Annotated in this window: 21 protein-coding genes; 9 read left to right on the forward strand and 12 right to left on the reverse strand. The window is 56.6% G+C overall.

Features of this window, described 5'->3' with window-relative positions:
• The first annotated feature begins 148 nt into the window (after window positions 1-148).
• Entirely contained in the window at window positions 149-682 is a 534-nt protein-coding gene (locus ACFSE1_RS00125; RefSeq protein WP_377394764.1) for a hypothetical protein, read from the forward strand.
• Between the two features lie 571 nt (window positions 683-1253).
• Complete coding sequence (locus tag ACFSE1_RS00130) at window positions 1254-1556, forward strand: hypothetical protein (protein WP_377394767.1); 303 nt, start codon at window positions 1254-1256, stop codon at window positions 1554-1556.
• A gap of 35 nt (window positions 1557-1591) precedes the next feature.
• On the opposite strand, the gene ACFSE1_RS00135 is transcribed toward ACFSE1_RS00130, so the two are convergent.
• Window positions 1592-2473: a P63C domain-containing protein gene (locus ACFSE1_RS00135; protein WP_377394770.1), complete on the reverse strand. Its 882-nt coding sequence runs from the start codon at window positions 2471-2473 to the stop codon at window positions 1592-1594.
• 125 nt (window positions 2474-2598) lie between these two features.
• Entirely contained in the window at window positions 2599-6408 is a 3810-nt protein-coding gene (locus ACFSE1_RS00140; RefSeq protein WP_377394773.1) for a vitamin B12-dependent ribonucleotide reductase, read from the reverse strand.
• Between the two features lie 654 nt (window positions 6409-7062).
• On the opposite strand from ACFSE1_RS00140, the gene ACFSE1_RS00145 reads away from it, so the two are divergent.
• On the forward strand, window positions 7063-8964 hold the full coding sequence (locus ACFSE1_RS00145; protein ID WP_377394776.1) for a methyl-accepting chemotaxis protein: 1902 nt from the start codon (window positions 7063-7065) through the stop codon (window positions 8962-8964).
• Between the two features lie 333 nt (window positions 8965-9297).
• Here the strand turns inward: ACFSE1_RS00145 and ACFSE1_RS00150 are convergent, their stop codons facing one another.
• The 3 genes from ACFSE1_RS00150 to ACFSE1_RS00160 all read right to left on the reverse strand — a co-directional run bounded on the left by ACFSE1_RS00150 (window position 9298) and on the right by ACFSE1_RS00160 (window position 11620).
• A complete protein-coding gene (locus ACFSE1_RS00150) occupies window positions 9298-10536 on the reverse strand; it encodes a L,D-transpeptidase family protein (protein WP_377394779.1) in 1239 nt (412 codons plus the stop codon).
• Window positions 10537-10670: 134 nt separating this feature from the next.
• The gene (locus ACFSE1_RS00155) at window positions 10671-11318 is read right to left on the reverse strand and encodes a hypothetical protein (RefSeq protein WP_377394782.1); all 648 of its coding nucleotides are present in this window, start codon (window positions 11316-11318) and stop codon (window positions 10671-10673) included.
• Entirely contained in the window at window positions 11318-11620 is a 303-nt protein-coding gene (locus ACFSE1_RS00160) for a DUF3572 domain-containing protein (RefSeq protein ID WP_377394785.1), read from the reverse strand. The genes ACFSE1_RS00155 and ACFSE1_RS00160 overlap by 1 nt, the downstream gene beginning before the upstream one ends.
• A gap of 126 nt (window positions 11621-11746) precedes the next feature.
• Here ACFSE1_RS00160 and ACFSE1_RS00165 point away from each other — a divergent pair, with 126 nt between their 5' ends.
• Complete coding sequence (locus tag ACFSE1_RS00165) at window positions 11747-12118, forward strand: response regulator (RefSeq protein WP_377394788.1); 372 nt, start codon at window positions 11747-11749, stop codon at window positions 12116-12118.
• 14 nt (window positions 12119-12132) lie between these two features.
• On the forward strand, window positions 12133-13497 hold the full coding sequence (locus ACFSE1_RS00170; protein ID WP_377394791.1) for a PleD family two-component system response regulator: 1365 nt from the start codon (window positions 12133-12135) through the stop codon (window positions 13495-13497).
• Between the two features lie 934 nt (window positions 13498-14431).
• Here the strand turns inward: ACFSE1_RS00170 and rpmG are convergent.
• The 4 genes from rpmG to ACFSE1_RS00190 all read right to left on the reverse strand — a co-directional run bounded on the left by rpmG (window position 14432) and on the right by ACFSE1_RS00190 (window position 18720).
• Window positions 14432-14599, reverse strand: coding sequence for a 50S ribosomal protein L33 (gene rpmG, locus ACFSE1_RS00175; protein WP_003587245.1), 168 nt, complete (start codon window positions 14597-14599; stop codon window positions 14432-14434).
• Between the two features lie 93 nt (window positions 14600-14692).
• Window positions 14693-15877 (reverse strand): MFS transporter, encoded by a 1185-nt coding sequence (locus ACFSE1_RS00180; RefSeq protein ID WP_377394794.1) that lies wholly within the window; start codon window positions 15875-15877, stop codon window positions 14693-14695.
• A 444-nt stretch (window positions 15878-16321) separates the two neighbouring features.
• The gene (locus ACFSE1_RS00185) at window positions 16322-16786 is read right to left on the reverse strand and encodes a chemotaxis protein CheW (protein ID WP_377394797.1); all 465 of its coding nucleotides are present in this window, start codon (window positions 16784-16786) and stop codon (window positions 16322-16324) included.
• A gap of 2 nt (window positions 16787-16788) precedes the next feature.
• The gene (locus ACFSE1_RS00190; RefSeq protein ID WP_417715414.1) at window positions 16789-18720 is read right to left on the reverse strand and encodes a methyl-accepting chemotaxis protein; all 1932 of its coding nucleotides are present in this window, start codon (window positions 18718-18720) and stop codon (window positions 16789-16791) included.
• Between the two features lie 555 nt (window positions 18721-19275).
• On the opposite strand from ACFSE1_RS00190, the gene ACFSE1_RS00195 reads away from it, so the two are divergent.
• From ACFSE1_RS00195 to ACFSE1_RS00205, 3 genes are all read left to right on the forward strand, one after another.
• Window positions 19276-19875: an SCO family protein gene (locus ACFSE1_RS00195; protein ID WP_377394804.1), complete on the forward strand. Its 600-nt coding sequence runs from the start codon at window positions 19276-19278 to the stop codon at window positions 19873-19875.
• Between the two features lie 180 nt (window positions 19876-20055).
• Window positions 20056-20937, forward strand: coding sequence for a 50S ribosomal protein L11 methyltransferase (locus tag ACFSE1_RS00200; protein ID WP_377394807.1), 882 nt, complete (start codon window positions 20056-20058; stop codon window positions 20935-20937).
• A 41-nt stretch (window positions 20938-20978) separates the two neighbouring features.
• Window positions 20979-22808 carry an aminopeptidase P family protein gene (locus tag ACFSE1_RS00205; protein ID WP_377394810.1) on the forward strand — a complete coding sequence of 610 codons (1830 nt, stop codon included), beginning with the start codon at window positions 20979-20981 and terminating at the stop codon, window positions 22806-22808.
• Window positions 22809-22831: 23 nt separating this feature from the next.
• Here the strand turns inward: ACFSE1_RS00205 and ACFSE1_RS00210 are convergent, their stop codons facing one another.
• The 3 genes from ACFSE1_RS00210 to pncA form a co-directional block, all read right to left on the reverse strand.
• A complete protein-coding gene (locus tag ACFSE1_RS00210) occupies window positions 22832-23140 on the reverse strand; it encodes an AzlD family protein (protein WP_377394813.1) in 309 nt (102 codons plus the stop codon).
• The gene (locus ACFSE1_RS00215) at window positions 23137-23847 is read right to left on the reverse strand and encodes an AzlC family ABC transporter permease (protein WP_377394816.1); all 711 of its coding nucleotides are present in this window, start codon (window positions 23845-23847) and stop codon (window positions 23137-23139) included. The genes ACFSE1_RS00210 and ACFSE1_RS00215 overlap by 4 nt, the downstream gene beginning before the upstream one ends.
• A 76-nt stretch (window positions 23848-23923) precedes the next feature.
• Entirely contained in the window at window positions 23924-24550 is a 627-nt protein-coding gene (gene pncA, locus ACFSE1_RS00220) for a bifunctional nicotinamidase/pyrazinamidase (RefSeq protein ID WP_377394819.1), read from the reverse strand.
• Window positions 24551-24742: 192 nt separating this feature from the next.
• On the opposite strand from pncA, the gene ACFSE1_RS00225 reads away from it, so the two are divergent.
• Complete coding sequence (locus tag ACFSE1_RS00225; RefSeq protein ID WP_377394822.1) at window positions 24743-25969, forward strand: YeeE/YedE family protein; 1227 nt, start codon at window positions 24743-24745, stop codon at window positions 25967-25969.
• Window positions 25970-26200: the final 231 nt, after the last annotated feature.

The raw sequence follows: 26200 nt of genomic DNA on the forward strand, positions 1-26200 counted from the left end.
TGCGCGCCACCCGAATTGAGGGGCAGGGCGCTACCCCAAACCCCAAAAACGCCCATGCCTTCTCAATCGCCCGGCACCTGCCCTTTGTCGCCAAACCTCGGTTGGTGCCGGGCGCTCTTTAACCCCTAAAACTTAATGGAGTAACGCTATGTTGGTTTACTTGAATGTGGCTAAACCTGGTCCCATCGCCGCAGATCTTCTCGAGGCTTTGCAGGAATACTACAAAACCTCTCCGCCCGTTGAATTTCACACACTTGATACGGATGAAATGACGCCGGAAAATTCGAAACGAGGCGAGGATCTTGTTTTCGTTACGCATGGCAATACTCACAAATTCGGCGGACACGACGCTGAGGCGTTTTTCGAGCTACTGCAAAGCAAGGGATTTCAGAACGGTTCTTTCGAAAAGATTTATCTCATTGCTTGCCAAGCAGGAGCGCAAGCGCAAGATAATTCCATTCTAGACAATTTCGCACGTTCGTTTTGGGATGTTCTCCGCAGTAACTATTTCGATGTGAAACTGTATGCTCCGCGCGGTACCGTAGTTTTCAATCGACCGAGTAACACTTTCTATATCAAGCCTTCTCCGCAGGCTCGACATGACGCGCCTCCGGACAGAAATTATAACCTCAAAGAAGGTATGCTTCTTGTCATGCAGGGGTCGCAGAAGCCTTTGAAATAAATCTTCTGAGCGAGCGGACAGATAAATCGTTAATCCGACGAGTCTGACATTTCGGCGAAGTAAGTGGCCCGGCACCATCTCTCAAAGATGGTGCCGGGTCGTCATGTTTTTCACGTAGATAAATTTTTTCGTGCGCATCCACGGAAAATAATCACAACTTCTTGCAGCGGATGCTACAACCAGGGTGACATATTCTGGTTGTGGGACCGGCTTGAACGGGTCTGTCCTGGGGTGTCGAAACCTCTCGTACGTTAGGCTGGCATCCACCGCATGAGATGCCCCCTCGGCCATTCTTGAGTGGCTGAGTGCTTGTGATTGCCCTATAAGGCTCTCCTACCCTCTATGGCTGGGGAGGCCCCGACGCATGTCCAAGGTGCTTGCACCCAAAGGTCGGGGCAGTCGTACGTACGCGATTTTCGAACTCCCCGGCCGCCAGGGGCCTTATCCAAGCAGCTGGCCTTTGGCGTGCCAAACCCGTTCTTGTGTGTCGCATTCCATGGTGATGGGCAGCGCCGGTTTCGGCTGTCGTGCTTTCCCGTGCCGAATGCACTGACCGGGAGCCATGAGGGCCATGTATGACTATAATTTCCTAGCCGATCTTCTCGCCACCTTCCGCGCCTCACCGGACTCCATCAAGGCACTTTGGCTCATCGTGCCGCCCAGCTTCACGCTGGCTGTCATAGGGCTACTGGCCTGGGCGGTGCGGCTGCGAATGAGGCCAAAGCCGGAAGCTGCGCCGGGGCAGAGCAGGGCGCTGGTGCTGGACCATGAGGATTTTGACGCACCGGCGGTTATGGACGATAGTTTCTCGCATCTGCCAGCACCGAGGCCGGTGCTGGCAGATGCTTTAGACACTGATCCTAAAAGTGACTAAATACAGCGCTCTCAGGAGACACCGTCCCTCAAGTGTCATACGTCCATCTCGAATTGCCCGCCGTATGCTTTCTTATAGAGGCGGAGGAACTCTGCCTTATTGCTTGATGCTCTAAGCAGCGCCATCACTCCAACCAATTGGCTTTTAAAGTGCTCTAGCCCGATACTATCAGTCAGCAATTGGTGATGCCTGTGCTTCCGTTGCCAGTTTGCGTCTGCAGGGTTCATTTCATCAAGTTTGGGAAGGACGGGCTTGGGTAAATTTTTGTATATCAACTGTCTAACAAGCTTTCCGGCGTAGCGAGGGCCTTTGGTGCTGTTGGTATATTTCCAACCAAATACTCTAAACAATTCCTTGAAGAACTCGCTCGGTACTGCCCTTATCCATGGTCGGTGTTCGGCAAGAACGTAAGCTTCCAGAATCTTTTGAAGTTCGTCTTCATCTCTGTACTTTTGAAAACCAGTTGCCTCATCAACGAGAGCTATGATTCCAATTCGCTGGAGTGAGGATAGTATAACTTCACATTGATGCGCGATAAAAAGTTGCTGCTCTTGGAGTACTCCGTAGCGAGCTGCATCAACTACAGCCTGGCAAAGCTCAGTAAAAAGTTCGGCTTCCAGCGCTAATACTTCATTGCCATTTGGTTTCTTGATTCGGATTGGTTCTGCTAACGCGGCTTTAGTTGTTGGCGAAAGAAACTTAGATATCCGTTCGCCGGATGCAAAGAGGCTCAGTCTGGTTTTTCCTGCAACCATCGAGCCCCCTTCCGCCAACCCAATGGCTCGCTGGACATCTGCAGCCATCAATACGCGTCGTCTATCCTGAAGGACGTAGCATTCGATAGTATTCTCTCCAAACTGCAAGGGCTTGTCTGGAGATCCGTGAATAGCTTCTACGATCCCACGCTTACCATTCATAAGTAAACCTCACGATTTGAGTGCCAGCATCTTTCACTAATTCAATATTCTGCTTTTGTTCCAATCGGATTTCCAGCCTGACAATGGAGTCAGGCTGGCCAATTTGAAGTTGTTAACAGCTTTCCTTAGCTGCACCCGCTCGTTGCGCCGCACGTGTCGCACTTCTCGCAGGTGCCGTTGCGCACCATGGTGAAGTTTTGGCACTCGGTGCACATGTTGCCGGTGTAGCCTTGGGCGATGGAGCGCATGCGGCGTTCGGCTTCTACCTTCTTGGCTTCCGTCTTGGCAGCGGCGGCGTCGGCTGCGGCCTTATCGGAGAAGAGGGCAGTTGCGGCCTGCTGCTGTTCGTCAGCGATGACTTCTTCCGCAATCTCTTCGGCTAGCTCCTTGGCGCGCTCTTCATAATCACGCTTGAAGGAAACCACTTCCGAGGTGGAGATGGCGGCTGCTGGTTCCAGCTTGCGGGCGGCGGAGCCTGCGAAGGCGGTTACGTTGCCGCCAGCGGAAGCCTTGGCCGGTGCTGCGGTGGCAGAACCCTTGGCTTCATTGCCAGAGCGATCCGAGTTGGAGACCAGGGTTGGCTTGTAACCGCGTGTCCAGCCGGTGGAAACGAGGTTGGTCTTGCCTTCCTGAATGCCCTTGCCAAGTGCCGTGTTGGAGAAATCCGACGTATCGACATGCGCCAGATCGTGACGGCCAAGGTAGGACACGGCCAGTTCGCGGAACACGTAATCGAGGATCGACGTGGCGTTCTTGATCGCGTCATTGCCGGTGACGATGCCAGCCGGTTCGAACTTGGTGAAGGTGAAGGCCTCCACATATTCTTCCAGCGGAACGCCGTACTGAAGACCGAGCGAGATGGCGATGGCGAAGTTGTTCATCATGGCACGGAAAGCAGCGCCTTCCTTGTGCATATCGATGAAGATTTCGCCGAGGCGACCGTCACCGAACTCGCCGGTGCGCAGGTATACCTTGTGCCCGCCGACATTTGCCTTCTGGGTGTAGCCCTGACGGCGGTTCGGCAGCTTTTCACGCTCGCGGGTTACCCGCTCGACCACGCGCTCAATGATCTTTTCCGTGATGGTAACGGCCTGCGCTGCCTGTGGCTGCTGGATCAGTTCTTCAACCGCATCTTCTTCTTCCTCATCTTCAATGAGGGAAGCGTTGAGCGGCTGGCTGAGCTTGGAGCCATCGCGGTAAAGCGCGTTGGCCTTCAGCGCCAGCTTCCAGGAGAGCATGTAGGCGGCGCCGCAATCTTCAACAGTGGCCTCGTTTGGCATGTTGATCGTCTTGGAAATCGCACCGGAGATGAAGGGCTGTGCAGCCGCCATCATGCGGATGTGGCTTTCCACCGAGAGGTAGCGCTTGCCGATCTTGCCGCATGGGTTGGCGCAATCGAACACTGCCAGATGCTCTTCCTTGAGGAATGGAGCGCCTTCCAGCGTCATCGCACCGCAAACGTGGATATTGGCTGCTTCGATGTCCTTCTTCGAGAAGCCCATGTGCTCCAGAAGGTTGAAGCTCATATCCGTCAGCTGCTCATCGGAAACCTTGAGGGTTTCCTTGAGGAAGTCTGCACCCAGCGTCCACTGGTTGAAGGCGAACTTGATATCGAAGGCGCTCTTCAGCGCGCCGTTGATGGCTTCGATCTTCTCATCCGTGAAGCCCTTTGCCTTCAGCGAGCCGGGGTTGACGCCCGGTGCCTGGTTGAGATTGCCGTGACCGACAGCATAGGCTTCGATTTCTGCAATCTGGCTTTCGGAATAGCCGAGCGAGCGGAGAGCCTCCGGCACCGCGCGGTTGATGATCTTGAAGTAGCCGCCACCGGCCAGCTTCTTGAACTTGACCAGAGCGAAATCAGGCTCAATGCCGGTCGTGTCGCAATCCATGACGAGGCCAATCGTGCCAGTCGGCGCGATAACCGTGGTCTGGGCGTTGCGATAGCCGTGCTTTTCGCCAAGCTCCAGCGCCTTGTCCCAGGCAGCCTTGGCATGGGCTACGAGATCCTGATCCGAGCAATCGGCATGTGCCAGCGGAACCGGGTTGACGGAGAGGCCCTCATAGCCGGTTGCTTCGCCATAGGCCGCGCGGCGATGGTTGCGCATCACGCGCAGCATGTTCTCACGGTTGGGTGCAAAGCCGGGGAAGGGGCCGAGTTCGGACGCGATTTCTGCAGAGGTTGCATAGGCAACACCCGTCATGATCGCCGTCAGAGAGCCGGCAATGGCGCGACCTTCTGCCGAATCGTAAGGAATGCCGGAGGACATCAGCAGGCCGCCGATATTGGCATAGCCGAGGCCGAGCGTGCGGTATTCGTAGGAAAGCTCTGCAATCTGGCGCGAAGGGAACTGCGCCATCATGACGGACACTTCGAGAACCACCGTCCACAGGCGAACAGCGTGTTCGTAATCGCCGATGTTAACGCGCTTTGTCGCCTTGTCCTTGAACTGAAGCAGGTTCAGCGAGGCAAGGTTGCAGGCCGTATCATCCAGGAACATGTATTCCGAGCATGGGTTGGATGCGCGGATCGGGCCAGCGGCCGGGCAGGTGTGCCAGTCGTTCATGGTGGTGTTGAAGTGCAGGCCCGGATCGGCAGACGCCCAGGCAGCATGGGAAATCTTTTCCCACAGGTCGCGCGCCTTCAGCGTCTTCATGACCTTGCCGTCCTTACGGGCGGTCAGGTTCCACTCACCGTCATTTTCAACAGCGCGCAGGAAGTCGTCCTTCAGGGATACCGAGTTGTTGGAGTTCTGGCCTGCAACAGTGAGGTAGGCTTCCGAATCCCAATCCGTATCGTAGGTCTTGAATTCGATTTCCTTGTAGCCCTGACGTGCAAACTGGATAACGCGCTTGACGTAGTTTTCCGGCACCTGATCCTTCTTGGCAGCGCGGATTTCGCGCTTCAGGGCAGGGTTCTTGTTCGGGCCAAAGCAATCTTCGCCGTCACCTTCGCAGTTCACGCAGGCCTTCATGATGGCCTTGAGGTGCATGGCAACGATCTTGGAGCCGGTGACGAGAGCGGCAACCTTCTGCTCTTCCTTCACCTTCCAGTCGATGTAATCTTCAATATCCGGGTGGTCTACATCAACCACGACCATCTTCGCCGCACGGCGGGTGGTGCCGCCGGACTTGATAGCGCCCGCTGCACGGTCACCAATCTTGAGGAAGCTCATGAGGCCGGAGGAACGGCCGCCGCCGGAAAGCTTTTCGCCTTCGCCGCGCAGATAGGAGAAGTTGGAGCCCGTGCCGGAGCCGTACTTGAACAGGCGCGCTTCACGCACCCACAGATCCATGATGCCGCCTTCGTTGACGAGATCGTCCTCAACGGACTGGATGAAGCAGGCATGCGGCTGCGGATGCTCATAAGCGGACTTGGATTTGGTGAGCTTGCCAGTGAACGGGTCCACATAGAAGTGGCCCTGGCCGGGGCCATCAATGCCATAGGCCCAGTGCAGGCCGGTGTTGAACCACTGCGGGCTGTTTGGCGCAACGCGCTGGGTCGCCAGCATGTAAGCCAGCTCATCCCGGAATGCTGCTGCATCTTCTTCCGAGGTGAAGTACTTGCCCTTCCAGCCCCAATAGGCCCAGGTGCCAGCCAGACGGTCGAAAACCTGACGCGCATCAGTTTCCGAGCCGTAACGCTGATCTTCCGGCAGTTCCTTCAGCGCCTTCTCATCGGCAACCGAACGCCACAGGAAGGAAGGAACATCGTTTTCCTCAACCTTTTTCAGGATCTTCGGCACGCCCGCCTTGCGGAAATATTTCTGCGCCAGAACGTCTGTCGCCACCTGGCTGAACTGAGCAGGCACATCGATATCCGCCAAGCGGAATACGATGGAGCCATCCGGATTACGGATTTCGCTCGTGGCCTTGCGGAATTCGATTTCCGCATAGGCGCCTGCGCCGGGTTTGGTGAAACGACGTTCAATGCGCATCTTTCTCGTCCTCGCTGTGCGCCCGGAAGCAGGGCGCGAAAAACCGTTCGGCAGCCATTGCTTTAACAATGCGCAGCCGTGCCTGTTTCAATCGGAATGGTAAATCATCCGTAGATGGTCGACCTGTATCTGGTGGCCACTGTAACTGCAAACACTAAATATAGTATCAACAGCCTTTTTTGACCATCCCCATGCCACATCGGCGACAAGCAAAAATCGCACAAGATCCCGCCGCAGCGGATCGTGATGATCGCCACGTTTCAAGCCTGCGGGTAACAGGGTTTAGCTTGTCAGGAACCGGCCTCGTTCATGTCCGGTCCAGTCGCCGCCGCAACATGTTTGCTATCTTGTTCGAACGGATGATTCCGTCAAGGTCTCGTCGGCAATGGATTTTTAACCACAAGATATTGTGCCTCTTGCCTGTGGAAAATGGGGACAGGCGAATCAGCCAGAAAAGTCAAAGACTTGTTGGGCTGCGTTCAATTTTATCACTTGCGGGCAAAATAAAGGGTTGACGCCTGCACCCCCTGAAAACGGTGGGGAAATGCCGCATATCAGCAATTTTTAACTTTCCTTCGTTAGATGTGATCAAAATGCAACCGATGTGCTAAATCGCAGTCGGTCGTGCATCGTCCATGTTGGAGGTCCGCCCCTGTGAACCTGAAAAACTTCTCCATCCTTAAGAAAATTGGCGTGGTTGTCGCGCTAATGGGTATTTCGTCAGCTACAATTGCCGGAGTTGGCGCGCAGGGTCTCGCAAGCCTTGGATCTTCACTCAAAGACACTGGCGCACGCGAGGAGGTGGCCCGCGAGGCCATGGATCTGCGTGTTGACATTATCGCCATCAGCCGCATGACGTATCAGCTCGCATTCGCGCCGGAAAAGGCATCGGATTTCGCTGCTGAGACGGAAAAGCGTGCAAAGGAGATGCTGGATCGCTTGCCAAAGATTGCAGCCACAGCCGATGCGGAAGAGCAAAAGCAATTGGCTGATATTCGCGCAAGCCTGTCGGCCTATTTCGATAGCATTCGTTCGATGGTTGCTGCAGCCGGAGGACCTCAGGGCAAAGACCCTGCGGTCATGAAGGCGGCACTGGATAAGGCCCTGGACGGTCAGAAAGCGGTCACTGCAGCCGTCAAGGTTTACAGCACCTATTCCGCCAAAACGCTGGCCGGAGCCCGCGCTGAAGCGCTGGACAAATCTCGTCTTACGATGACGGTTCTTCTGATAACGGCGCTGATCTGCATTGGCGTTGGCGTCGCGATCAGCATCCTGGTGGCTCGGCGCGGCATCTCCAATCCGATCCGGCGCATGACCGCCATCATGACGGAAATGGCGGGCGGCAACACGAACCAACAGGTTGAGGATACCGATCGTCAGGACGAAATTGGCGAAATGGCCCGCGCTCTCGAGGTCTTCAGGGCCAACGAGATCCAGATGCGGGAAATGGAAGCTCAGGAACAGGCACTGCATCGCCAGAGCAAGGATCTCCAGGTGTCCATCAGCTCCATCGTTGCAGCTGCTGCTGCGGGCGATTTCAGTCAGCGTATTACAAAATCTTATGACGATGAAGATCTGAAGCGCTTCGCCAAGGGCGTCAACGAACTGGTCGAGAATGTTGATCGCGGTATCACCGAAGTTCGCCGCGTCGTTGCAGCTCTGGCAGAGCAGGATCTGACGCAGGATATGCACGGAAACTTCCAGGGTGCCTTTGCTGAGCTTCAGGCAAACGTCAACACCACCATGGCTTCGCTCCGCGCGACCATGAACAATGTTCGTGTCGCCGCAGGAACCATTACTGATAGCTCAGGTGAGCTTTCCTCCGCGTCGAACCAGCTTTCTCGCCGCACAGAGCAGCAGGCTGCCGCGCTGGAAGAAACAGCGGCCGCTCTGGAGGAAATCACCACCACGGTTCGCACATCCACCCAGCGTGCCAATGAAGCCAGCCGCATGGTTGCGGCAACCAAGGAGAGCGCTGGTCGCTCTGGCGGCATCGTTCAGGAAGCCATCGATGCCATGGAGCGTATCGAGCAGTCCTCGCAGAAGATCAGCCAGATCATCTCGGTTATCGATGAGATTGCCTTCCAGACCAATCTTCTCGCGCTGAACGCTGGCGTGGAAGCAGCTCGCGCCGGTGAAGCAGGACGTGGCTTTGCCGTCGTGGCACAGGAAGTTCGCGAACTGGCACAGCGTTCGGCCAATGCCGCCAAGGAAATCAAGGCATTGATCAACAATTCTGCGCAGGAAGTGCAGGGTGGCGTAAAACTGGTGCTTTCAACCGGCGAAGCGCTCAAAGAGATCGATGATCTGGTCAACCACGTCAACGAGCAAGTCTCCATGATTGCACGTGCGGCCAGCGAGCAGTCTGCGGCACTCGGTGAGATCAACACCTCGGTCAACCACATGGACCAGATGACACAACAGAACGCGGCGATGGTGGAAGAGACCACGGCATCCAGCCAGGTGCTTGCGTCCGAGGCCCGCCAGTTGACGGAACTGCTCTCTCAATTCCGCCTTGGAGGAGAAATCAGCCAGCGTTACAACGTGGCTGCCTGATCTCGAATAGCGACTGATTGACGTGCTCCATACGAAGCACTTGATTTTAGGCGCCAGAGCAAACGCTCTGGCGCTTTTACGTTTGTGCCAGATATGGGGTGGCAACCGAGCAGCATGCGCTGATAGGCAGCCCGCGTTAGACAGCCCTGTTATGCTTACACTTGGCGGTCTGATGTTGAAGGCGACACAACGGCAGAGATAGGATGGCGGCCAAAGGTCTGAGACATCCTAGGCTTCAATGATCGGAGTGGTTTCGCGCCGAATGGCGGCATCAGACGATTTTGCCGTTTCTAGCCTATCGAAGTTGCCTGCTTGTCCTTGGTAAGCCGTCACTTAACGGGTCAGGGTGATGAAGTCTGTGCCCTTTGTCGTTTCATGGCTAGGCCCGTTGTCTGTGATCGTCACTGAGCTACCGGTTGAAATCAGCTGTTCGATCCTGCTGCGCAAGGGATCGGGCAGGATGATGCGATCGAGCACGGACTGCGTCACATCGTCAGTCGTGGGGGTGTCAGAGGTTATCCCGAGCCGCTTACGTGTTGCCTCAGGAAGGCGATCGGGCAGGGTGAGCCCCTGCCATTGCGCTTGGCCGGTCTTTTCATCCAGCTTGGTCAGTTGATAAAAATGTGTGCCAAGTGCCACATCCGGTGACTTGATGGCCACTGCCTCGGAGAGCAGCGGTTCAAAGCCCTGGCGGATCAAGAGCTGCCCGGCCGGGGCAGGCTCACGGGCAGCGGCGGCATAGAGTGCCTTCAGCATGGGATCGGAGAGAAGCGGTCCCTTCTGGGGCAGTTCTTTCCAGCGCTTGAAGCCTGCGATGGCTGATCGTGTAGTTTCTCCCATTATTCCATCGGCGGGTCCGGCGTCGAAGCCAAGATATGTCAGCATTTGCTGAACGTCGGCAATCAGTTCCCGTTCACCGCGCCGCGTTATCATGATCCTAAGAGGCTCTCTGTCACGGCCCGTACGGCTGGCATCACTGCCATAGGTTGGGTTGATGTTTGGCTTGCTCGGCATATGCATCGCAACTTCGACCTGCTCCGTCACCTCATGGCTGGTTGAGGAGCGTAAGGGAACGTCGGAGAGCAGCTTGTTCTGAGAAGTGCTGGCGGGGCGGAAGAGAAAGGCATGGTCGACCGCCCGTGGCTGCACATCCTCCTCGGCGATGATCACATGCACGCCGCGGCCAGTCATTTGATAAAGCGAGCGGGCGAAGGCAGCAGGCAGACGCACGCAGCCGTGGGAGGCGGGATAGTTCGGCACACTGCTCGATTCGTGCAGAGCAATGCCCGACCAGGTCAGCCGCTGCATCCATGGCATGGGAGCGTTCGAATAGATGTTCGATTTGTGAAATTTGCGCTTTTCCAGGATGGAAAATATGCCTGTTGGAGTGTCGTGGCCGGATTTGCCGGTCGAGACGCGTGAGGTTGCGATGACTTCCCCGTCGTCATAGACTGCGAGAGATTGGCTGGCCTTTGAGACGATGATTTGAAGCGTTCTGACATCCGTTGCTGCCACGGCAGGTGAAACCGATCCGGCCAACAGGGCGAGCGCAGCCGCAACAGATCTGAACATGGTAAACCTCACACGCAATACTCGTCCTGAAACGATACGCGGTGATGTTTAACGAAGCTTAATGAGACGCAGCCTGAGTCAGCGTTTAACCCGGACACGTTTGGTTGAAGGAACGCGCCGAGCCAAATCAGTTTCTACTCTTGCTGTGAAAAATGAACCAGCAGATGACGTTCCACGTCCCGCCAATCACTTGCCTGCAAGACATTCGGTCCAGGCTTGGGCGCGTGTTTGTGCATCTCCGTTTGCGGCATCAGATGCACAAGCAGACATTCCGGCACATGCTCGGCCACGGAATGATGGTTGTGAACCATGTCGTCGATGAAAGCTACCGGCAGCTGCCTGTCTCCATGCATCGACCGTATGACCGGTCCCTTGGGACGTTCCGTTGCCAGAAGCGGAAATGTGAGGTCGAGGCTATCCAGAAGTCGACGCCGAATCTCTGTGAAGCGGGGCGGCATGGCGGTGAGGAACACAATGTCTGCCTGTTCTCCCAGGCGCTTGAGGGTGTGCACGGCATCGCCAAACGGGGTTTGCCATGTTTCCTGCGCTGCAAAGAAATCCAGTATAAGCTGGCTCACAACGTCATCGGCCAGCGGGCGATCATCAAGCGTTGAGAGGATATTGCCGTGGAGCCGGTAGGAGCGTTGCACCAGCCGATGGCCCAGGCTTGTGAGGTATCCCTCGAAAGGCAATAGAAATTCCAAGACGACGTCATCGACGTCACAAACCAGCAAAGGGCGCTGCGTCAGGCGAACATGCTCCAGATCGACGATCTCGCTCATCAATACTGCCCCGAATCCAGGCCGGGTCCCGAATAATGATGCCAGGCGGCCGTTACTGCCTCCGGCTTCCATTCTGCCCCCTGACAGAAGGCCAGAAGACTGGGCTCATGCGACATGATAAAGTCGATCATGCCCGCAAGAAATCCCGGATCTTTTATGGCGTCTCGCAGTTGAACAACCTGAAGCCCGGAGAGAGCCAGAAAGCGGCTCATCATTTCCGGCTCGTTGGCCAACCATTGCAGAACCGCGGTGGCAGTCTCCTCCGGTGTGGGCAGGCAGGATTTTACAGGTTCGGTACGCATCGGACGACAAGTTACCTTTTCTTCAACCAAATCAGAATAACCTCCGGCCAACCGAGATGATGGAATCGGCCATGTGGACGCTTATATCTCATATAGGCGGACAAGACGGCATGTAAGGATAAAGCGATGCCCAAGCGGGTCATGATTGTCGAAGACAACGAGCTGAACATGAAGCTCTTCCGCGATCTGATCGAGGCCTCGGGCTACGAGACGATCCAGACCCGCAATGGTATGGAAGCGTTGGATCTGGCGCGCAAGCATCGTCCAGATCTCATTCTCATGGATATTCAATTGCCCGAGGTTTCCGGCCTTGAGGTGACGAAGTGGCTTAAAGAAGATGATGAGCTCCATGTCATCCCGGTGGTCGCCGTCACTGCCTTCGCAATGAAAGGCGATGAGGAGCGCATACGCCAGGGCGGCTGCGAAGCCTATGTATCCAAGCCAATCTCCGTTCCGAAGTTCCTGGAAACCATCAAAACCTACCTGGGAGACGCCTGAGGCGTTTGATCGATATGACAGCGCGGATCCTGGTTGTTGATGATATTCCTGCAAATGTGAAGCTACTGGAAGCGCGCCTCCTTGCGGAATACTTCGATGTCCTGACCGCAGACAACGGTTTCAAGGCGCTGGAAATCGTCGCGAACACGCATCTGGATCTCATTCTGCTCGATGTCATGATGCCGGGCATGGACGGGTTCGAAGTCTGTGAGCGTCTCAAGTCCAATCCCAAGACCATGCATATTCCGGTTGTGATGGTCACCGCCCTCGACCAACCCACGGACCGGGTGCGAGGATTGAAGGCCGGGGCAGACGATTTCCTCACCAAGCCGGTGAATGATCTCCAGTTGGTCTCGCGGGTGAAAAGCCTCGTTCGATTGAAGACCTTGAGCGATGAGTTGCGAATACGCGCAGACACCGCACGCACCATCGGGCTTGAGGATATTGCCAAGCTGGACAGCTTCGAAGTGCCTGGACAGGTGCTGCTGGTGGATGGTCGCGGCAGTTCCCAAGAGCGGATCATCAAGGCGCTGAAGCCGCTCGCCGAGGTGCTGGCAATTTCGGATCCCCAGGCGGCCATCTTCGAAGCAGCGGAAAATCCCTTCGATCTGGTGATCATCAACGACAATATTGAGGATTACGATCCGCTTCGGCTCTGTGCGCAATTACGTTTGCTGGAACGAACGCGTTTTCTGCCCTTGTTGCTGGTGACGGACGGCGGCAATGAGGAACTGGTCGTGCGCGCGCTGGATCTCGGGGTAAACGATTACCTGATGCGGCCGATTGATCCCAATGAGCTTGTGGCGCGCACGCTGACGCAGATCAAGCGTAAACGCTATAATGACAAGCTGCGCTCCAGTGTGCACCAGACCATCGAACTCGCCGTGACAGATGGGCTGACGGGTCTGCATAATCGACGCTATCTCGATAATCATCTCAAGACATTGTTCAACCGGGCAGCCGCTCGCGGCAGACCGCTTTCGGTGTGCATCACCGATATCGACCGGTTCAAGAGCGTCAATGATACCTATGGCCATGATGTTGGAGATGAGGTTCTCAGGGAATTTGCCCGGCGCATTCGCTCCACTGTGCGCGGTGCAGACCTTGCCTGTCGTTATGGCGGCGAGGAATTTGTCGTGGTGATGCCTGATACGGACGCATCCGCTGCCGCAGCCATTGCAGAGCGCCTGCGCGGAATGATTGAGGCCATTCCCTTCACCTTGCCGGGGGGCGCGCAGTTACACATTACCGCCTCCTTAGGAATTGCGACCTTCTGCGAAGGCATGGAAACGCCGGAACAACTCATGAAAAGTGCAGACAAGGCGCTTTATGAGGCAAAAAACAGTGGACGAAATAGGGTGGTTGCTGCTGCTGCTTAAGAATAGCCAGCTGTCCCAGCCGCTCTGCGGACTCGTTATCTGTGCCAAAATGCGCCGTCCCAGAAATGGCCCTATCCTTCATCGACGACAAACTGTCGTCTGATTGTCCCTGGATCTGAAACCAGAGATTCTGCCGTGTTTTCTGTTGGTGGTGCTTGCTGCAAACATACAAGCGGGAAGAGTTTTGACTTTATTTTCAGACGAAATTGGATAGAATTTATAGAGTTAAATCGAACCGTGCTTTTTCACGGGCAGCAACTTTAGTTTTAACCATGTCACGCGGCTTTTTTGCCGCTGGTTAAGATTGGGTTGATTTCTTGGCACTTTTACGCAATTTTGACTTCAGCGGAATATGTTCCTGATGGAACTGAAATACCCCATGATGCTCAGGTCCGCCGCATCTCCTGGGTCGTGGGGTCGGTCGGTCGGCATGCTTTCCAGTGGTTCCTCGTGCCGCTTTGCATGCTGACCGGCCCCCAAATCATCCCTTGTTGTATCCGTAAGTTCCCGAGCTACAATGTGCCAAGAGCGCACCAGAGAGAGCGTGCCCACACAAAACCGTCGGCGGATTTTGCTGGACGCGCTCTGTCGACGTCTGTGTGTCTAGGTCTGCCCTTCCGGGATGGGGAAGGGCCTGTGGTGTACCCGCAATAGATTGAGACCCTTCCACAAGTAGAGAGCGAGGGTCAGGCGGTGAGGAACCGCTCGCGGTGCGGGTGGATTTCGTCTTGATGATCGTCAAAAGATACCTGGAGGCAAAACTCCAAACGGTGATGGCATGCCGGTGCTGTTGACGTTCAATCCAAATGCGATCGATAAACTGCTCTGCGCTATTTTGGCGGTTTCTGCGTGCCCGCGTCAGATGTCAGGCGAGGGGCATAAAAAAAGCGCGGGCCAATGGCACCGCGCCTTTTTGGAAGGATCTGAAGATCAATTACTTGATCTTGGTTTCCTTGAACTCGACATGCTTCTTAGCGATCGGGTCGTACTTGGTCTTCGTCATCTTGTCCGTCATCGTACGGCTGTTCTTCGTCGTGACGTAGAAGAAACCGGTATCGGCCGTCGACAGCAGCTTGATCTTGATGGTCGTAGCTTTCGCCATGGTCTTCCTGCCTCTAATAAAAATCAAGCCGCGGATGCCTGAGCGCTGTCCACGGCGAAATCTGGCGCGAAACTACAAATCGCGCCCGAAAAGTCAAGTCCGTTCTCGGCTCAAAACCGTACGGACGATGAATATCACCACATATAGCGCAAAGAAGCCTGCCAAAGCCCAGGCAAATCCGTCATTTCCGGTGTGATCGATGGAAAGGCCGATGGCCTGAGGGCCTGCAACCGTGCCGACCGCATAGCAGAAAACGAAGGCGGCATTGGCGGCCGCCAGATCAGAACCTTTGAGTCGTGAACCCAGGTGAGCGAGGCCAACGGTATAAAGACCGGAGACACAGCCGCCCCAGACCAGCAACAGGGCTGCCATAAGCCACCAATGGTGAACGAGATAGGGCAGGGCCAGCGCCCCTGCCAGACCAGCCACGGCCATCAGGAAGAGCATGGGGCGGCGGTCCTTTAGCCGGTCGGAAATCATGCCGAACGGAATCTGGAAAACCATGTTGCCGATGCCCATGACTGTCAGCAATTGTGCTGCATGCGCTTCTTCCAGCCCTGAGCGGTTGGCATAGACGGGGAAAAGCGAAAGCCCGCCCACTTCCACTGCCCCGAACACGAAAACGGCAGCCGTGGCCATGGGAACAAGCAGGATGTAGCGCAGGAAGTGCTTCTGCGGCTTTTCGTCCAGAACGGGATTTTCGTTACGGGCGATATAGATTGGCACGAACGCCAGCATGATCGCGCAAGCACCCACCGCAAATGGCAGCAGGCCCTCGCTGCCGATTTTGGAAAATATCAGCGGCCCGATGGCGAAACCGACTGCAAGAACGGTGGCATAAATGCCAAGCACCAGGCCTCTGCGGCGAGGTGGAGCGGCGGCATTGATCCAGAATTCAGAGAGAATGAAAAGCGTGGTGGTTGCGCCATGGAAGGCGATGCGCAGCGGAAACCACATCCAGAACTGGGTCGCATAATAGAAGCCTAGCGCGCTGACAGCAGCCAGGACCACGGCCCACAGCATGGTGCGGGCCACGCCAAAGCTGTGCGCCAGCTTGGTGGTGATCGGTGCGGCAACCATGGCGGCGAGGCCAGCCATTGCGGAGTTCAGCCCAATCAGTGTCGACGATATTCCGCGCTTGTCGAGAATGACGCTGAGAAGGGGCAGGCCCAGCCCTATGGCGATACCGACCGCGCTGATGGCCGAGATGGCCGCGATGAGCGATGGCCAGTGGATTTCTTCAGGAAAGCCGTGTGCGCCATCATCCGCGTGAGACATCCGACGTTCCTTTGAGTACGAATCCATATGTAAGCCGTGTGCGCTGTTAATGACATCAATCGAGAGCCGCAGTGGGTATAGTTCGCAAATGCTCGCCGGTGAAGCGGCATCCGCAAAAAGATGATCCACAGGGAGATCAACACCCTCACCCGCTGTAGTGACCGCCGATGACCGGCTTATGTCATAATGGACGAGCAGATTTGACCTGACGCTGTTTTGCAGAAGATTATGGCAAACAGCGGGTGATCGCGCAGCAACCGGAAAAGCTATGGTCGTGCGTGCCGCTTTCGAGTTCATCGCAGGTTGGCGATTCCTTTTCGCCAAACTGCTGCGCACCTTTACGTGATATGGGTCAGGCAGATTTACGGCGCGATTGGATAAACGGGAAAGGCCCCGGTTCTTTCGAACCAGGGCGGTGCCATCCAGCAGCAAAGCGTCTTGCGATCAGGCGGCCTGCGCCAGCTCGTCCGCAATAACGGTATCGAGGTTGAGGAAGCAGACCATGGTCTTTTCCAGAGCAACGATACCGCGGCAGAAGGCGCGTTGTGCTTCGGGAATGATTTCCGGTGCTGACTGAAGGTCTTCGGAGCGAATGGTCATCATGTCCGAAACCTGCTCGACCAGCAGGCCAACGAGCTTGCCGGCGATATCCGTAACGATGATGGCGGCGCGCTCCGATGGCTCTGTCATCTTCATGCCAAGACGGCAGGCCATGTCGATGACCGGAATCACTGCGCCACGAAGGTTGATCAGGCCCAGAACATAGGGCGGAGTATGTGGCATCGGCGTAACCGGGGCCCAGCCGCGAATTTCACGGATAGCCATGATGTCGATGCAGAATTCCTGGTCGCCCAGGTGGAAGGAAACGATTTCGAGGTAGGCACCGGACTGCTTGATAGCGTTCGACATGTTTAGAACTCTTCCCATTTCTCTTTGGTGTCGGACGCGATGACTCTCGCGGCCGCGCTGCTGGTGATGGCACTTGCAACCCGGTTCATCAGGTTGCGAGCGGGAGACGGTCTATGAACCGGTGGCGCATCCTTTGCCTGCACGGCAACGGGACGGCTGCCTTCAACGCGGAATTGGCGCATGAGGCGGCTGAGGGTTTCGGCATCGGCAGCCAGGGTGTGGCTGGATGCGTTGGTTTCCTCAACCATCGCTGCGTTTTGCTGCGTTGTCTGGTCCATCTGGCCTATTGCGGAATTGATTTCCGAAAGCCCTGTGAATTGTTCGCGCGCCGAGGTTACGATTGCGCTAACGTCGTCATTAATTCTTAGAACATCGTCACCAATTCGATGAAGAGCGTCACCGGTGGCCCTCACAAGTTCCACACCTGTCTGCACTTCTGTGCTGGAACGCGTCACCAGCGCCTTGATGTCCTTGGCGGCTCCGGCAGCGCGGCCAGCAAGTTCACGAACCTCCTGAGCAACGACGGCAAAGCCCTTGCCTGCTTCTCCGGCACGCGCTGCCTCAACGCCAGCGTTAAGCGCAAGCAGGTTTGTCTGGAAGGCGATTTCATCGACAACGTTGATGATCTTTCCGATCTCGCCTGTGGCTTGCTCAATTCGTTCCATAGCAGCCATGGCGTCATTGACCACATGTGAAGAACTTTCGGCGAAATCCTTCGCGTTGCTTACCATCTTGCTTGCTCCCTCCGCGCGCTCGGTCGCCGTGCGAACGGTGCGGGTAATCTGCTCCAGCGCTGCGGAGGTTTCTTCCAGTGAAGCGGCCTGCTGTTCGGTACGTTTGGCCAGATCATCTGCCGCAGAACGCATTTGCTGGGAGTTGGCCTGAATGGATGAGGAGCTCTGGTTGATTTCTTGCATGACAGCGCGAAGCTGCTCCGTCAGGCGGTTGAAATCTGCTCGGATAGGTTCGAGATCCGCACGAAAAGGCTGCTTCAATTCAACACTTAGATCGCCGTCGCGCAGCCGGGTGAGACCTTCGGCAAGAGCCTGCGTCGCAAAGCGTATGGATTCCGAATCGGCTTCCTGACTTGCCAATCGTTCGCGGCTGGCAAGCTCCATGCGTTGCCGATCTTCCGCACTTTGCTGTTCAAGGCGAAGCTTTTCCAACGCAGCCAGGCGAAAACGCTCTGTGCTACGTGCCATAGAGGCTAGTTCATCGCGGCCATCCGTGCCTGCTACTGGCGTTTCACAGTCTCCATCGGCAATGCGCTGCATGCTGCTGGCAATGCCGGAGAGCGCGCGCCGAATGGCCCCGCCCTGGGTGTATTGAAGGGCTCCGACTAGCATCATTGCCAGTCCGCCGCAGAGAAACTGAAACAGAACACTTTCTTCTGTTTTATCCTGTGCGGCCTGGGTTTTGGCGTCGGCCAGTGACTTGCCCTCTGCAGAAAGGACGGCAAGCAACTCCGTAAGCTCATCGCCGCTGCTATCAATAACATCGTCGACCTTGGCGAATTCCTCTACCGAGGCGCGGCTTGCCACTAGGCGCGGAAGTTCTGTTTCCACCTGCTGGCTTAATTCGCCGGCCAACTTGCTATAACTTTGCGCCAGCTCCGGTTTGTTTATAGCGGCAGCGAGAGCTGCAACTTCCTGCGAGGAAGCCCTCAGAAGCGTAGTGCTTTCCTTGATTTTTTGAACGCGTTCAGGTTGAACGGCACCTTCATCCTTGTCGATGATGGTATCCATCGCCGCAAGTGTCAGTTCAAGAGAGGCTGAGTGAAGGCTGTCGGCCTTGCTGGCGAACTGGCGCACCGTGGCTGCCTCGTCGAGGCTTCGTTGTGCCAGCGATTGTTCGAACCAGCCGACACCGATGATGGCGCCCATTCCGAGAAACGCCGTGACGCCCAGCGTCAGTAGCCGTTGGTTGACTGTCATTCCGTGTTTGCCTGACGCATTCAACATTTTGTCAATCGAACTCCGTGTGACACCTGATTGGCACTCATCGGCCAAGCTGTTATCATGGCTCCGCGTGGTTTCGCGGATGAAGGTAATCGGAAAATTTATGCCGCTACCGATAGAAGTTGGCAGCAACGCGTTAATCATTCGCTAAATGTAAAATAACCGGATCTACTAAAAATTACTGATGATTACTTCGAGAAAAGCTGAAACGGGATCCTGTTCCAAGGCTGGGCGCTTCGCAGCTTTGCTCGGCGCTCTGATTTGCTTTTCGGTTTTGTTGCTAGGCTTGTATGGCTGGGTCGTGAATGGCTCGGCCCTGTTCCTTGCTATGGCAGAAAGCCTTGCCGTCTGGTGTATGTAACGTGCATTTCCAGTTTCATTCGTAGTAGCCACCGGCATGAGACAAAATCGCGCGATGCCAGGTTGACGCGAGCGAAGCCGTTGCGGCGCTGCGCCGGAAGCTCTAGTTTGCGCCGTCAGGAAGAGGTGCCGCCGATCCGTGATAGGCGTGAAAGCGGTTGCGAGGGTTCAATGCGAAGCGTGCGAATTGTTCTATGGGTTGCCGTTGTTTGTATGGCTTTGATACTGGGCTGGCTGACTTTCGAAATGAGCCGCAGCAAGCAGCAAATCGCTGAAGGACCGTTTGGCGTTCCTTTCCAGCTGGTTTCGCAAACGGGTGAGCCGATCACGGAAAAAGCATTCCAGCAAAAGCCGACTGCGCTTTTCTTTGGCTTTACGCATTGCCCGGAAGTCTGCCCGACAACGCTGTTCGAGATGAATGGCTGGCTCCACAAGGTTGATCCCGACGGCACCAAAATCAACGCCTACTTCATTACGGTTGATCCGGAGCGTGATTCACCGGAGCTGTTGAAGACCTATGTCTCTAACGTCACAGATCGCGTAACGGGCATTTCCGGTCCGCCGGATCGCGTTGCCGAAGTCATCAAGGGTTTTCGCGTCTACGCCCGCAAGGTACCCGTTGATGAAAAAAATCCCTCCGGCGATTACACCATGGATCACACTGCTTCTGTTTTTCTTCTGAATAACGGCGGTCGGTTTTCCGGCACCATTTCCTATGGTGAGAACCCGGATACGGCTCTGAAGAAGCTTGAAAATCTGATCAAAGGCTGAAGCGTCCGGTGAAAGCTGGCGCTTGATGCAACAGAAGCTTTTGTGGCATTGCTGACCCTGAAAATCTTGAGCGCGGGTGGCCGGGTTGGCATGCCCTGTGCTTTGCGTCCGTCATGCGCGCATTCGTTCTCCTGCTGAGCAGCGGAGGCATATGCGGCCAGTTGCAGAAAGAGTTGACCCGTGAGCGAACTACGCCTTTTCGTGACCGTAACCGAGCGGGAATCCGAAGATATTCTGGAGAGGCTCTCCTTCTGCTTTGGCGAAGAGGATTATGCGATCGGCACCACCGAGATCGATGAAAAGGCAGATCGCTGGGAGGCCTCCATCTATATGATGCTGGCCGAAGAGGACGAGGTTCATCAGCGTTTCAGGGAAGTCTTGCAAGACGCCTATCCTTCCTTGCCGATCGAGCGGGAGGTGCTCCCGGATATCGACTGGATCGCGAAGTCGCTGGAAGGGCTGAAGCCCGTGCGGGCAGGGCGCTTCCTTGTTCATGGTTCCCATGATCGCGACAAGGTGAAGGCCGGCGATCTGGCAATCGAAATCGATGCCGGTCAAGCCTTCGGTACGGGCCATCACGGCACAACGGCTGGCTGCCTGGAAGTGATCGCCAGCGTTATGCGCGCCCGCTCTCCGCGCAATGCGCTGGATCTCGGGACGGGCAGCGGCGTGCTGGCGATTGCCGTCAGAAAGCTTCGCAATATCCCTGTATTGGCAACCGATATCGATCCTGTCGCAACCCGTGTTGCAAGGGAAAATGCGCGGTTGAACGGTGTTGTTTCCGGCCTGGATTTCGTCACTGCGCCCGGTTTCCATTCGCCGGCCTTCAGCACGCATGGGCCATTCGATCTCATCATCGCGAATATTCTGGCCCGCCCGCTGATCAAGATGGCTCCCCAGCTGGTGACGCATCTTGCGCCCGGTGGCGATGTCATTCTGTCCGGCATTCTGGCCAGCCAAAGGTGGAAGGTCATTGCCGCCTATAGCGGGGCAGGGCTTGGCCATGTGCGTACGATCTGGCGTAACGGCTGGGTAACGATCCATCTCCGCCACGGCTGCTGAGCGCTGTTCCGATTAAGTCCCCTTCTGCGAAAGTGACATTCATGTTCCAGACCTTCGAAACGACATCCAATCCGCAAGCTGGGCCTGCCCGCGTTGCGGCTCTTCGCGAAAAATTCGATGCGCTGGGGATCGATGGCTTTCTCGTGCCGCGCGCGGATGAGTATCAGGGCGAATACGTTCCGGCATCAGCCGAACGCCTCGCATGGTTGACAGGCTTTACCGGCTCGGCGGGCATGGCTCTGATCATGCGTGAGGAAGCGGTAGTCTTCGTGGATGGACGTTACACCACGCAGGTGGTGCAGCAGGTGGATGCAGCAACCTTCACGCCGGGAGATCTGGTGGGAAAGCCGCCGCATCTTTGGATTGCGGAGAAGGCGCCTCGAGGCTTCCGCCTGGGTATTGATCCGTGGCTTCATGCAGGTGCGGAAGTCAAGCGGCTGGAAAAGGCCTTGGAGCAATGCGGCGGTAGCCTGGTTCTGCTGGAGGAGAATCCACTCGATCTGATCTGGACCGATCGCCCGGCGGAGCCTCTGGGTGCAGTCAGTGTTCAGCATGACGCTCATGCCGGTAAACCTGCCGCCGAGAAGATCGCGGAAATGGCAAAGGCTGTGGCGGACAATAATGCCAATGCCTTGCTTGTGACCGATCCCTCTTCCGTTGCCTGGATTTTCAACATTCGCGGGCAGGATGTGCCCCATACCCCGCATCCGCTTGCGCGGGCCATCATCACCGCAGCGGGTCAGGCGGAAATATTCATCGATCGGCGCAAGCTGGCGGGGGAGGCGGCAAGCCATGCGGCATCATTGGCGAACATATCCTCGCCCGAGCATCTGGTCGCGCGGCTTGCCGAAATCAGCACGGGTGGTGGCCGCATTCTGGTGGATGGCGAAGCCACGCCTCTGGCCTTGAAGCGGGCTATCGAAGGCAATGGCGGCGTCGCTGTCGAAGCGGTCGATCCTGCCCGCTTGCCCCGTGCAATCAAGAATGCAGTGGAACTGCGCGGTTCCGCCGAGGCCCATGTGCAGGACGGTGCTGCCATGGTTCATTTCCTCCATTGGCTGGACCAGCAACAGCCGGGCACGGTCTCTGAAATCGAGAGTGTATCTCAACTGGAAGCCTTCCGGTCCAGAATGGGCCAAGCCATGCAGAACCCGCTGAAGGATATTTCCTTCGATACGATTTCAGGCGCGGGCGAACATGGCGCGGTCATCCATTATCGTGTGACGACGGAAACGGACCGCAAACTTCTGCCGGGCGAGCTTTTCCTGATCGATTCCGGTGCGCAATACGTCAATGGCACGACCGATATTACGCGGACGGTTGCTGTTGGCGCGGTGCCGCAGGAGCAGAAACGCTTCTTCACGCTGGTGCTGAAGGGCATGATTGCGATTTCTGCCGCACGTTTCCCGAAGGGGACGCGGGGCTGCGATCTCGATCCGCTGGCGCGCATTGCGCTTTGGAAGGCGGGGGCGGATTATGCCCATGGAACAGGGCATGGTGTCGGCTCTTACCTCTCCGTCCACGAGGGGCCGCAGCGGATCGCGAGGCTTTCCACGCAGGAATTTCTGCCGGGCATGATCTTGTCTAACGAGCCGGGCTATTATCGCCCCGGTTCGTTCGGTATTCGTATCGAGAACCTGATTTACGTAACGGAACCCACGCCAGTCGACGGTGGCGATCTGCCGATGATGGGCTTCGAGACATTGACCTGGTGCCCCATCGATCTGCGTCTCGTTCTACCGGAGCTTCTGACCGCAGAGGAACGCGATTGGCTGAATGCCTATCACGCACAAGTTTGCACAAAGCTCTCGCCTTTGATCTCGGACGCGGCCGTTCTCGCATGGCTGGAAAAGGCAACGCAGCCGGTTTGAAGCATATGGGGGAGTGACGCCGTTTAGCTCAGCCAGAAATGGCGAAGCAGCAGCGCCGTTCCCCATCCTGCAATGATGAGCGGGATGCCGTGGCTGCGAAAGCCGACCAGCAACGCCACCAGCATAGCGGCCTTGAGGTCCATGCCGCCATCGAAGAAGGCAGGAGCAACAAGCGTGGTCAGAACCGCGGCGGGAACGGCGTTCAAGGCCGTTTCGAGCCTTGGCGGCATATTCTTGATATTGCTGACCAGAAGGTAGCCGCCCACGCGTGTCAGGTAGGTTGCAAGGCCTGCCGCCAGGATAATGAGAGCCATTCGCATATCGGCAGTCATGCTTCTGCTCCTTCTCGTGCTTCGGTGGGTTTCGGTTTGTGAAGCAGAAGGGCAGCGACGATCCCGGCAAGAGCGCCAATGCTGACGTGCCAGGGTGAACCGACCGTATGCATTCCGATGATGGAGGCGATTGCGCTGACCGGGACGACAGCAACAAACAGGGGGCGTCTACGGAAGCCCATCACCAGACCCAGAAAGTAAACCGGCAGCAGAACGTCGAAGCCCCAGGCGGCCGGATTGCCGATAAGTTGGCCAAAGATGGCGCCAAGCGCCGAACTGCCGACCCAGGCGATATAGATGATGAAGGCTGCACCGAAATACCAGCTCGGCTCCAGTCTACCAGTCCTGTCCATCCGCTCGGCCGATTCGGCGAATTGAGGGTCGGTGAGGAAGAAAAAGCCAAAGGCTTTCTGGAGCGGGCTGAACCCGGATACGAGGGGTGTTATGGCCGCCGAATAGAGGATGTGGCGAAAATTGACCGCAAAGACGGAGAGGACAATCAACCAGGCTGGCACGTGCGAGCCGAAAAGCTGCACCCCCACCAATTGGCTGGCACCACCAAAAATGATGGCGCTCATGAAGGTTGCCTGCATTGGCCCCATACCTCCCTCCACGGCGATTGCGCCGAACAGGAGACCGAAGGGGGTGGTGGACAGGGCAACAATCAAACCTGATCGGAGACCTTGCCAGAAAGCAGTGCTGCGCATGGGGATAACCTCGGTAATGCGCAGCGTTTAACCAGTTTCGAATGCACCGGCAAGGTCGATCAACCGCAGGAAAGGATCAGTCAGCCAGAATATCCGCGCTGCGGCATATGGAAACCCCGGCAGCGCGCATCTGCTCTATCGCTGCCTTCACATCGGCTTCCTGAATGCCGCGGCTGGCATCCTCGATGAAACGCACCTTGATGTCGGGCAGCATTTCCCGCGCATCCAGGGCTGAGAATTTCACACAGTAATCCGTAGCCAGTCCGCAAATGTCCAGTTCGGTCACCAGTTGAGCCTTCAGATACCCGGCAAGGCCGGTAACGGCAGCCTGGTCGTTATCGCGAAAGGCTGAGTAACTGTCGACAGCCGGATTTTCACCCTTCTGCTGGATGTAGTCGATCTTCTCCAGATCGAGGTCGGGATGGAAATCCGCATCCGCTGTTCCCTGGACGCAGTGGTCCGGCCACATGATTTGCGGCTTGCCGGAAAGCTCTCCCATCTCGAACGGCTTTTTTCCCTCATGTTGGGAGGCGAAGCTGCCGTGATTTGCGGGATGCCAATCCTGCGAGGCGACAATCAGGTCATAGGGGCCGTCATTCACGAGGCGGTTGGCAACCGGCACCACCGCATCGCCCTCCGGCACTGGCAGGTTGCCCCCAGGGCAAAAGCCGTTCTGAATGTCGATGAGCAACAGAGCCCGCATCTTACCCTCCCGTTTTGTCGTTTCTGATGAGACCATGCCAAGGGCAGGGCGCGTGATCAAGTTTGAAGTCGAGGCCGGGGCAGATCACTGGCTGCGAGCACGTCTTTTCTCCCTGAAGCCTGAAGATGGAACAGCGTTCCTCGTCCGGAAGGGGCATTCATCCTACATCCTGAGGCATATCAGGAGATTCTCATGTCTATTGCTTCCACGTCTTCCGTGCCGCAGGCTTCCAGTCTGCCGCCGCTCGGTGCGCCGGGACTTGCGGCTTTGATCGTTCTCGTCGCAGGTACTCTGGCGCTTGGCGCAGCCTATGGTCCGGCTCACGGTGCCCTCTTCCTTATCGGCGGCGGGCTCGGCATCGCGCTCTATCATGCCGCTTTCGGTTTCACCTCCGCCTGGCGCGTCTTCATTGCGGAAGGGCGCGGCCGCGGCCTGCGTGTGCAAATGCTGCTGCTTGCCCTGGCGGTGCTGCTTTTCTTCCCATTCCTGTCATCGGGAACGCTGTTTGGCCATGAGGTGCGGGGCAATATCTCTCCCGCCGGTCTCGGTGTCATTGCCGGTGCTTTCATGTTTGGCATTGGCATGCAGCTCGGCGGCGGCTGCGCCTCCGGCACGCTTTTCACGGCAGGCGGCGGCAATGCCCGCATGCTGGTGACCTTGCTGTTTTTTATCGTCGGCTCGCTGCTCGGCACCATTCATTTCGACTGGTGGGTGGGCCTGCCTTCGGTTCCGCCGACGGCGCTGTGGCAATCCTTCGGTCCTTGGGGCGGCATTGCGGTCTCGCTTGCAATCTTCGCGGCCATTGCGGCCATCACGGTGGTGGTGGAGCGCAAGCGCCGCGGTCAACTGGAGCAGGAGCCTGCCTCGCCTCGGCATGGTCTGCAACGCTATCTGCGCGGTCCGTGGCCATTGGTTGCCGGTGCGCTTGCACTGGTGGCGCTGAACTTCCTGACCCTTGCCATTGCCGGTCGCCCCTGGGGCATCACCTCCGCCTTTGCGCTCTGGGGTGCAAAGGGCGCGCAACTGATCGGCATTGATCCGACGCAGTGGGCCTATTGGCAGACACCCGCCAATGCAAAGGCTCTTTCGCAGAGTGTATTTGCCGATATCACGAGCATCATGGATTTTGGCATCATCGCCGGTGCCATGCTGGCGGCAGCGCTGGCAGGCCGCTTTGCCCCGTCGCTGGATATCCCGTTGCGGTCTGTGCTCGCTGCCGTCGTTGGCGGTCTGCTTCTCGGATACGGAGCGCGAATCGCTTACGGCTGCAATATCGGTGCCTATTTCTCCGGCATCGCCTCGGGAAGTTTGCATGGCTATCTCTGGGCCATTGCTGCTTTTGCCGGAAACGTGATCGGCGTTCGCTTGCGCCCCTGGTTCTTTTTCGAACGCAGTTCTGTCCTAAAATCGGACGGTTAGGAAGCGATATAACCACCGGAAGTTGCTGACATGCGGCGTTTTGGCGCGGTTGCCGCCGGTTTGCCGCATTTTGGCTAAACTTCCGGCGGTATCGCTTTATAATGAAAATGAGAACTGCGAGGGGGGGCTTGTAAACACATTGGTTACCATAATTCGTCATCCTTATCCGCATCTGGCTTATGTGAATCACGCTGCCCCATTGGGCCGTGAAGCGGGCCGGACTTGGTATCC

Origin of the sequence: Affinirhizobium helianthi (genome assembly GCF_042680945.1) — a bacterium.
GTDB classification, from domain to species: domain Bacteria; phylum Pseudomonadota; class Alphaproteobacteria; order Rhizobiales; family Rhizobiaceae; genus Neorhizobium; species Neorhizobium helianthi.

What these genes read in the sequence shown, in the direction of transcription:
- ACFSE1_RS00125 (WP_377394764.1), top strand. Translation starts at nt 149, where the DNA reads ATGTTGGTTTACTTGAATGTGGCTAAACCTGGTCCCATCGCCGCAGAT.
- ACFSE1_RS00130 (WP_377394767.1), top strand. Translation starts at nt 1,254, where the DNA reads ATGTATGACTATAATTTCCTAGCCGATCTTCTCGCCACCTTCCGCGCC.
- ACFSE1_RS00135 (WP_377394770.1), bottom strand. Translation starts at nt 2,473, where the DNA reads ATGAATGGTAAGCGTGGGATCGTAGAAGCTATTCACGGATCTCCAGAC.
- ACFSE1_RS00140 (WP_377394773.1), bottom strand. Translation starts at nt 6,408, where the DNA reads ATGCGCATTGAACGTCGTTTCACCAAACCCGGCGCAGGCGCCTATGCG.
- ACFSE1_RS00150 (WP_377394779.1), bottom strand. Translation starts at nt 10,536, where the DNA reads ATGTTCAGATCTGTTGCGGCTGCGCTCGCCCTGTTGGCCGGATCGGTT.
- ACFSE1_RS00155 (WP_377394782.1), bottom strand. Translation starts at nt 11,318, where the DNA reads ATGAGCGAGATCGTCGATCTGGAGCATGTTCGCCTGACGCAGCGCCCT.
- ACFSE1_RS00160 (WP_377394785.1), bottom strand. Translation starts at nt 11,620, where the DNA reads ATGCGTACCGAACCTGTAAAATCCTGCCTGCCCACACCGGAGGAGACT.
- ACFSE1_RS00165 (WP_377394788.1), top strand. Translation starts at nt 11,747, where the DNA reads ATGCCCAAGCGGGTCATGATTGTCGAAGACAACGAGCTGAACATGAAG.
- ACFSE1_RS00170 (WP_377394791.1), top strand. Translation starts at nt 12,133, where the DNA reads ATGACAGCGCGGATCCTGGTTGTTGATGATATTCCTGCAAATGTGAAG.
- rpmG (WP_003587245.1), bottom strand. Translation starts at nt 14,599, where the DNA reads ATGGCGAAAGCTACGACCATCAAGATCAAGCTGCTGTCGACGGCCGAT.
- ACFSE1_RS00180 (WP_377394794.1), bottom strand. Translation starts at nt 15,877, where the DNA reads ATGTCTCACGCGGATGATGGCGCACACGGCTTTCCTGAAGAAATCCAC.
- ACFSE1_RS00185 (WP_377394797.1), bottom strand. Translation starts at nt 16,786, where the DNA reads ATGTCGAACGCTATCAAGCAGTCCGGTGCCTACCTCGAAATCGTTTCC.
- ACFSE1_RS00190 (WP_417715414.1), bottom strand. Translation starts at nt 18,720, where the DNA reads ATGACAGTCAACCAACGGCTACTGACGCTGGGCGTCACGGCGTTTCTC.
- ACFSE1_RS00195 (WP_377394804.1), top strand. Translation starts at nt 19,276, where the DNA reads ATGCGAAGCGTGCGAATTGTTCTATGGGTTGCCGTTGTTTGTATGGCT.
- ACFSE1_RS00205 (WP_377394810.1), top strand. Translation starts at nt 20,979, where the DNA reads ATGTTCCAGACCTTCGAAACGACATCCAATCCGCAAGCTGGGCCTGCC.
- ACFSE1_RS00210 (WP_377394813.1), bottom strand. Translation starts at nt 23,140, where the DNA reads ATGACTGCCGATATGCGAATGGCTCTCATTATCCTGGCGGCAGGCCTT.
- ACFSE1_RS00215 (WP_377394816.1), bottom strand. Translation starts at nt 23,847, where the DNA reads ATGCGCAGCACTGCTTTCTGGCAAGGTCTCCGATCAGGTTTGATTGTT.
- pncA (WP_377394819.1), bottom strand. Translation starts at nt 24,550, where the DNA reads ATGCGGGCTCTGTTGCTCATCGACATTCAGAACGGCTTTTGCCCTGGG.
- ACFSE1_RS00225 (WP_377394822.1), top strand. Translation starts at nt 24,743, where the DNA reads ATGTCTATTGCTTCCACGTCTTCCGTGCCGCAGGCTTCCAGTCTGCCG.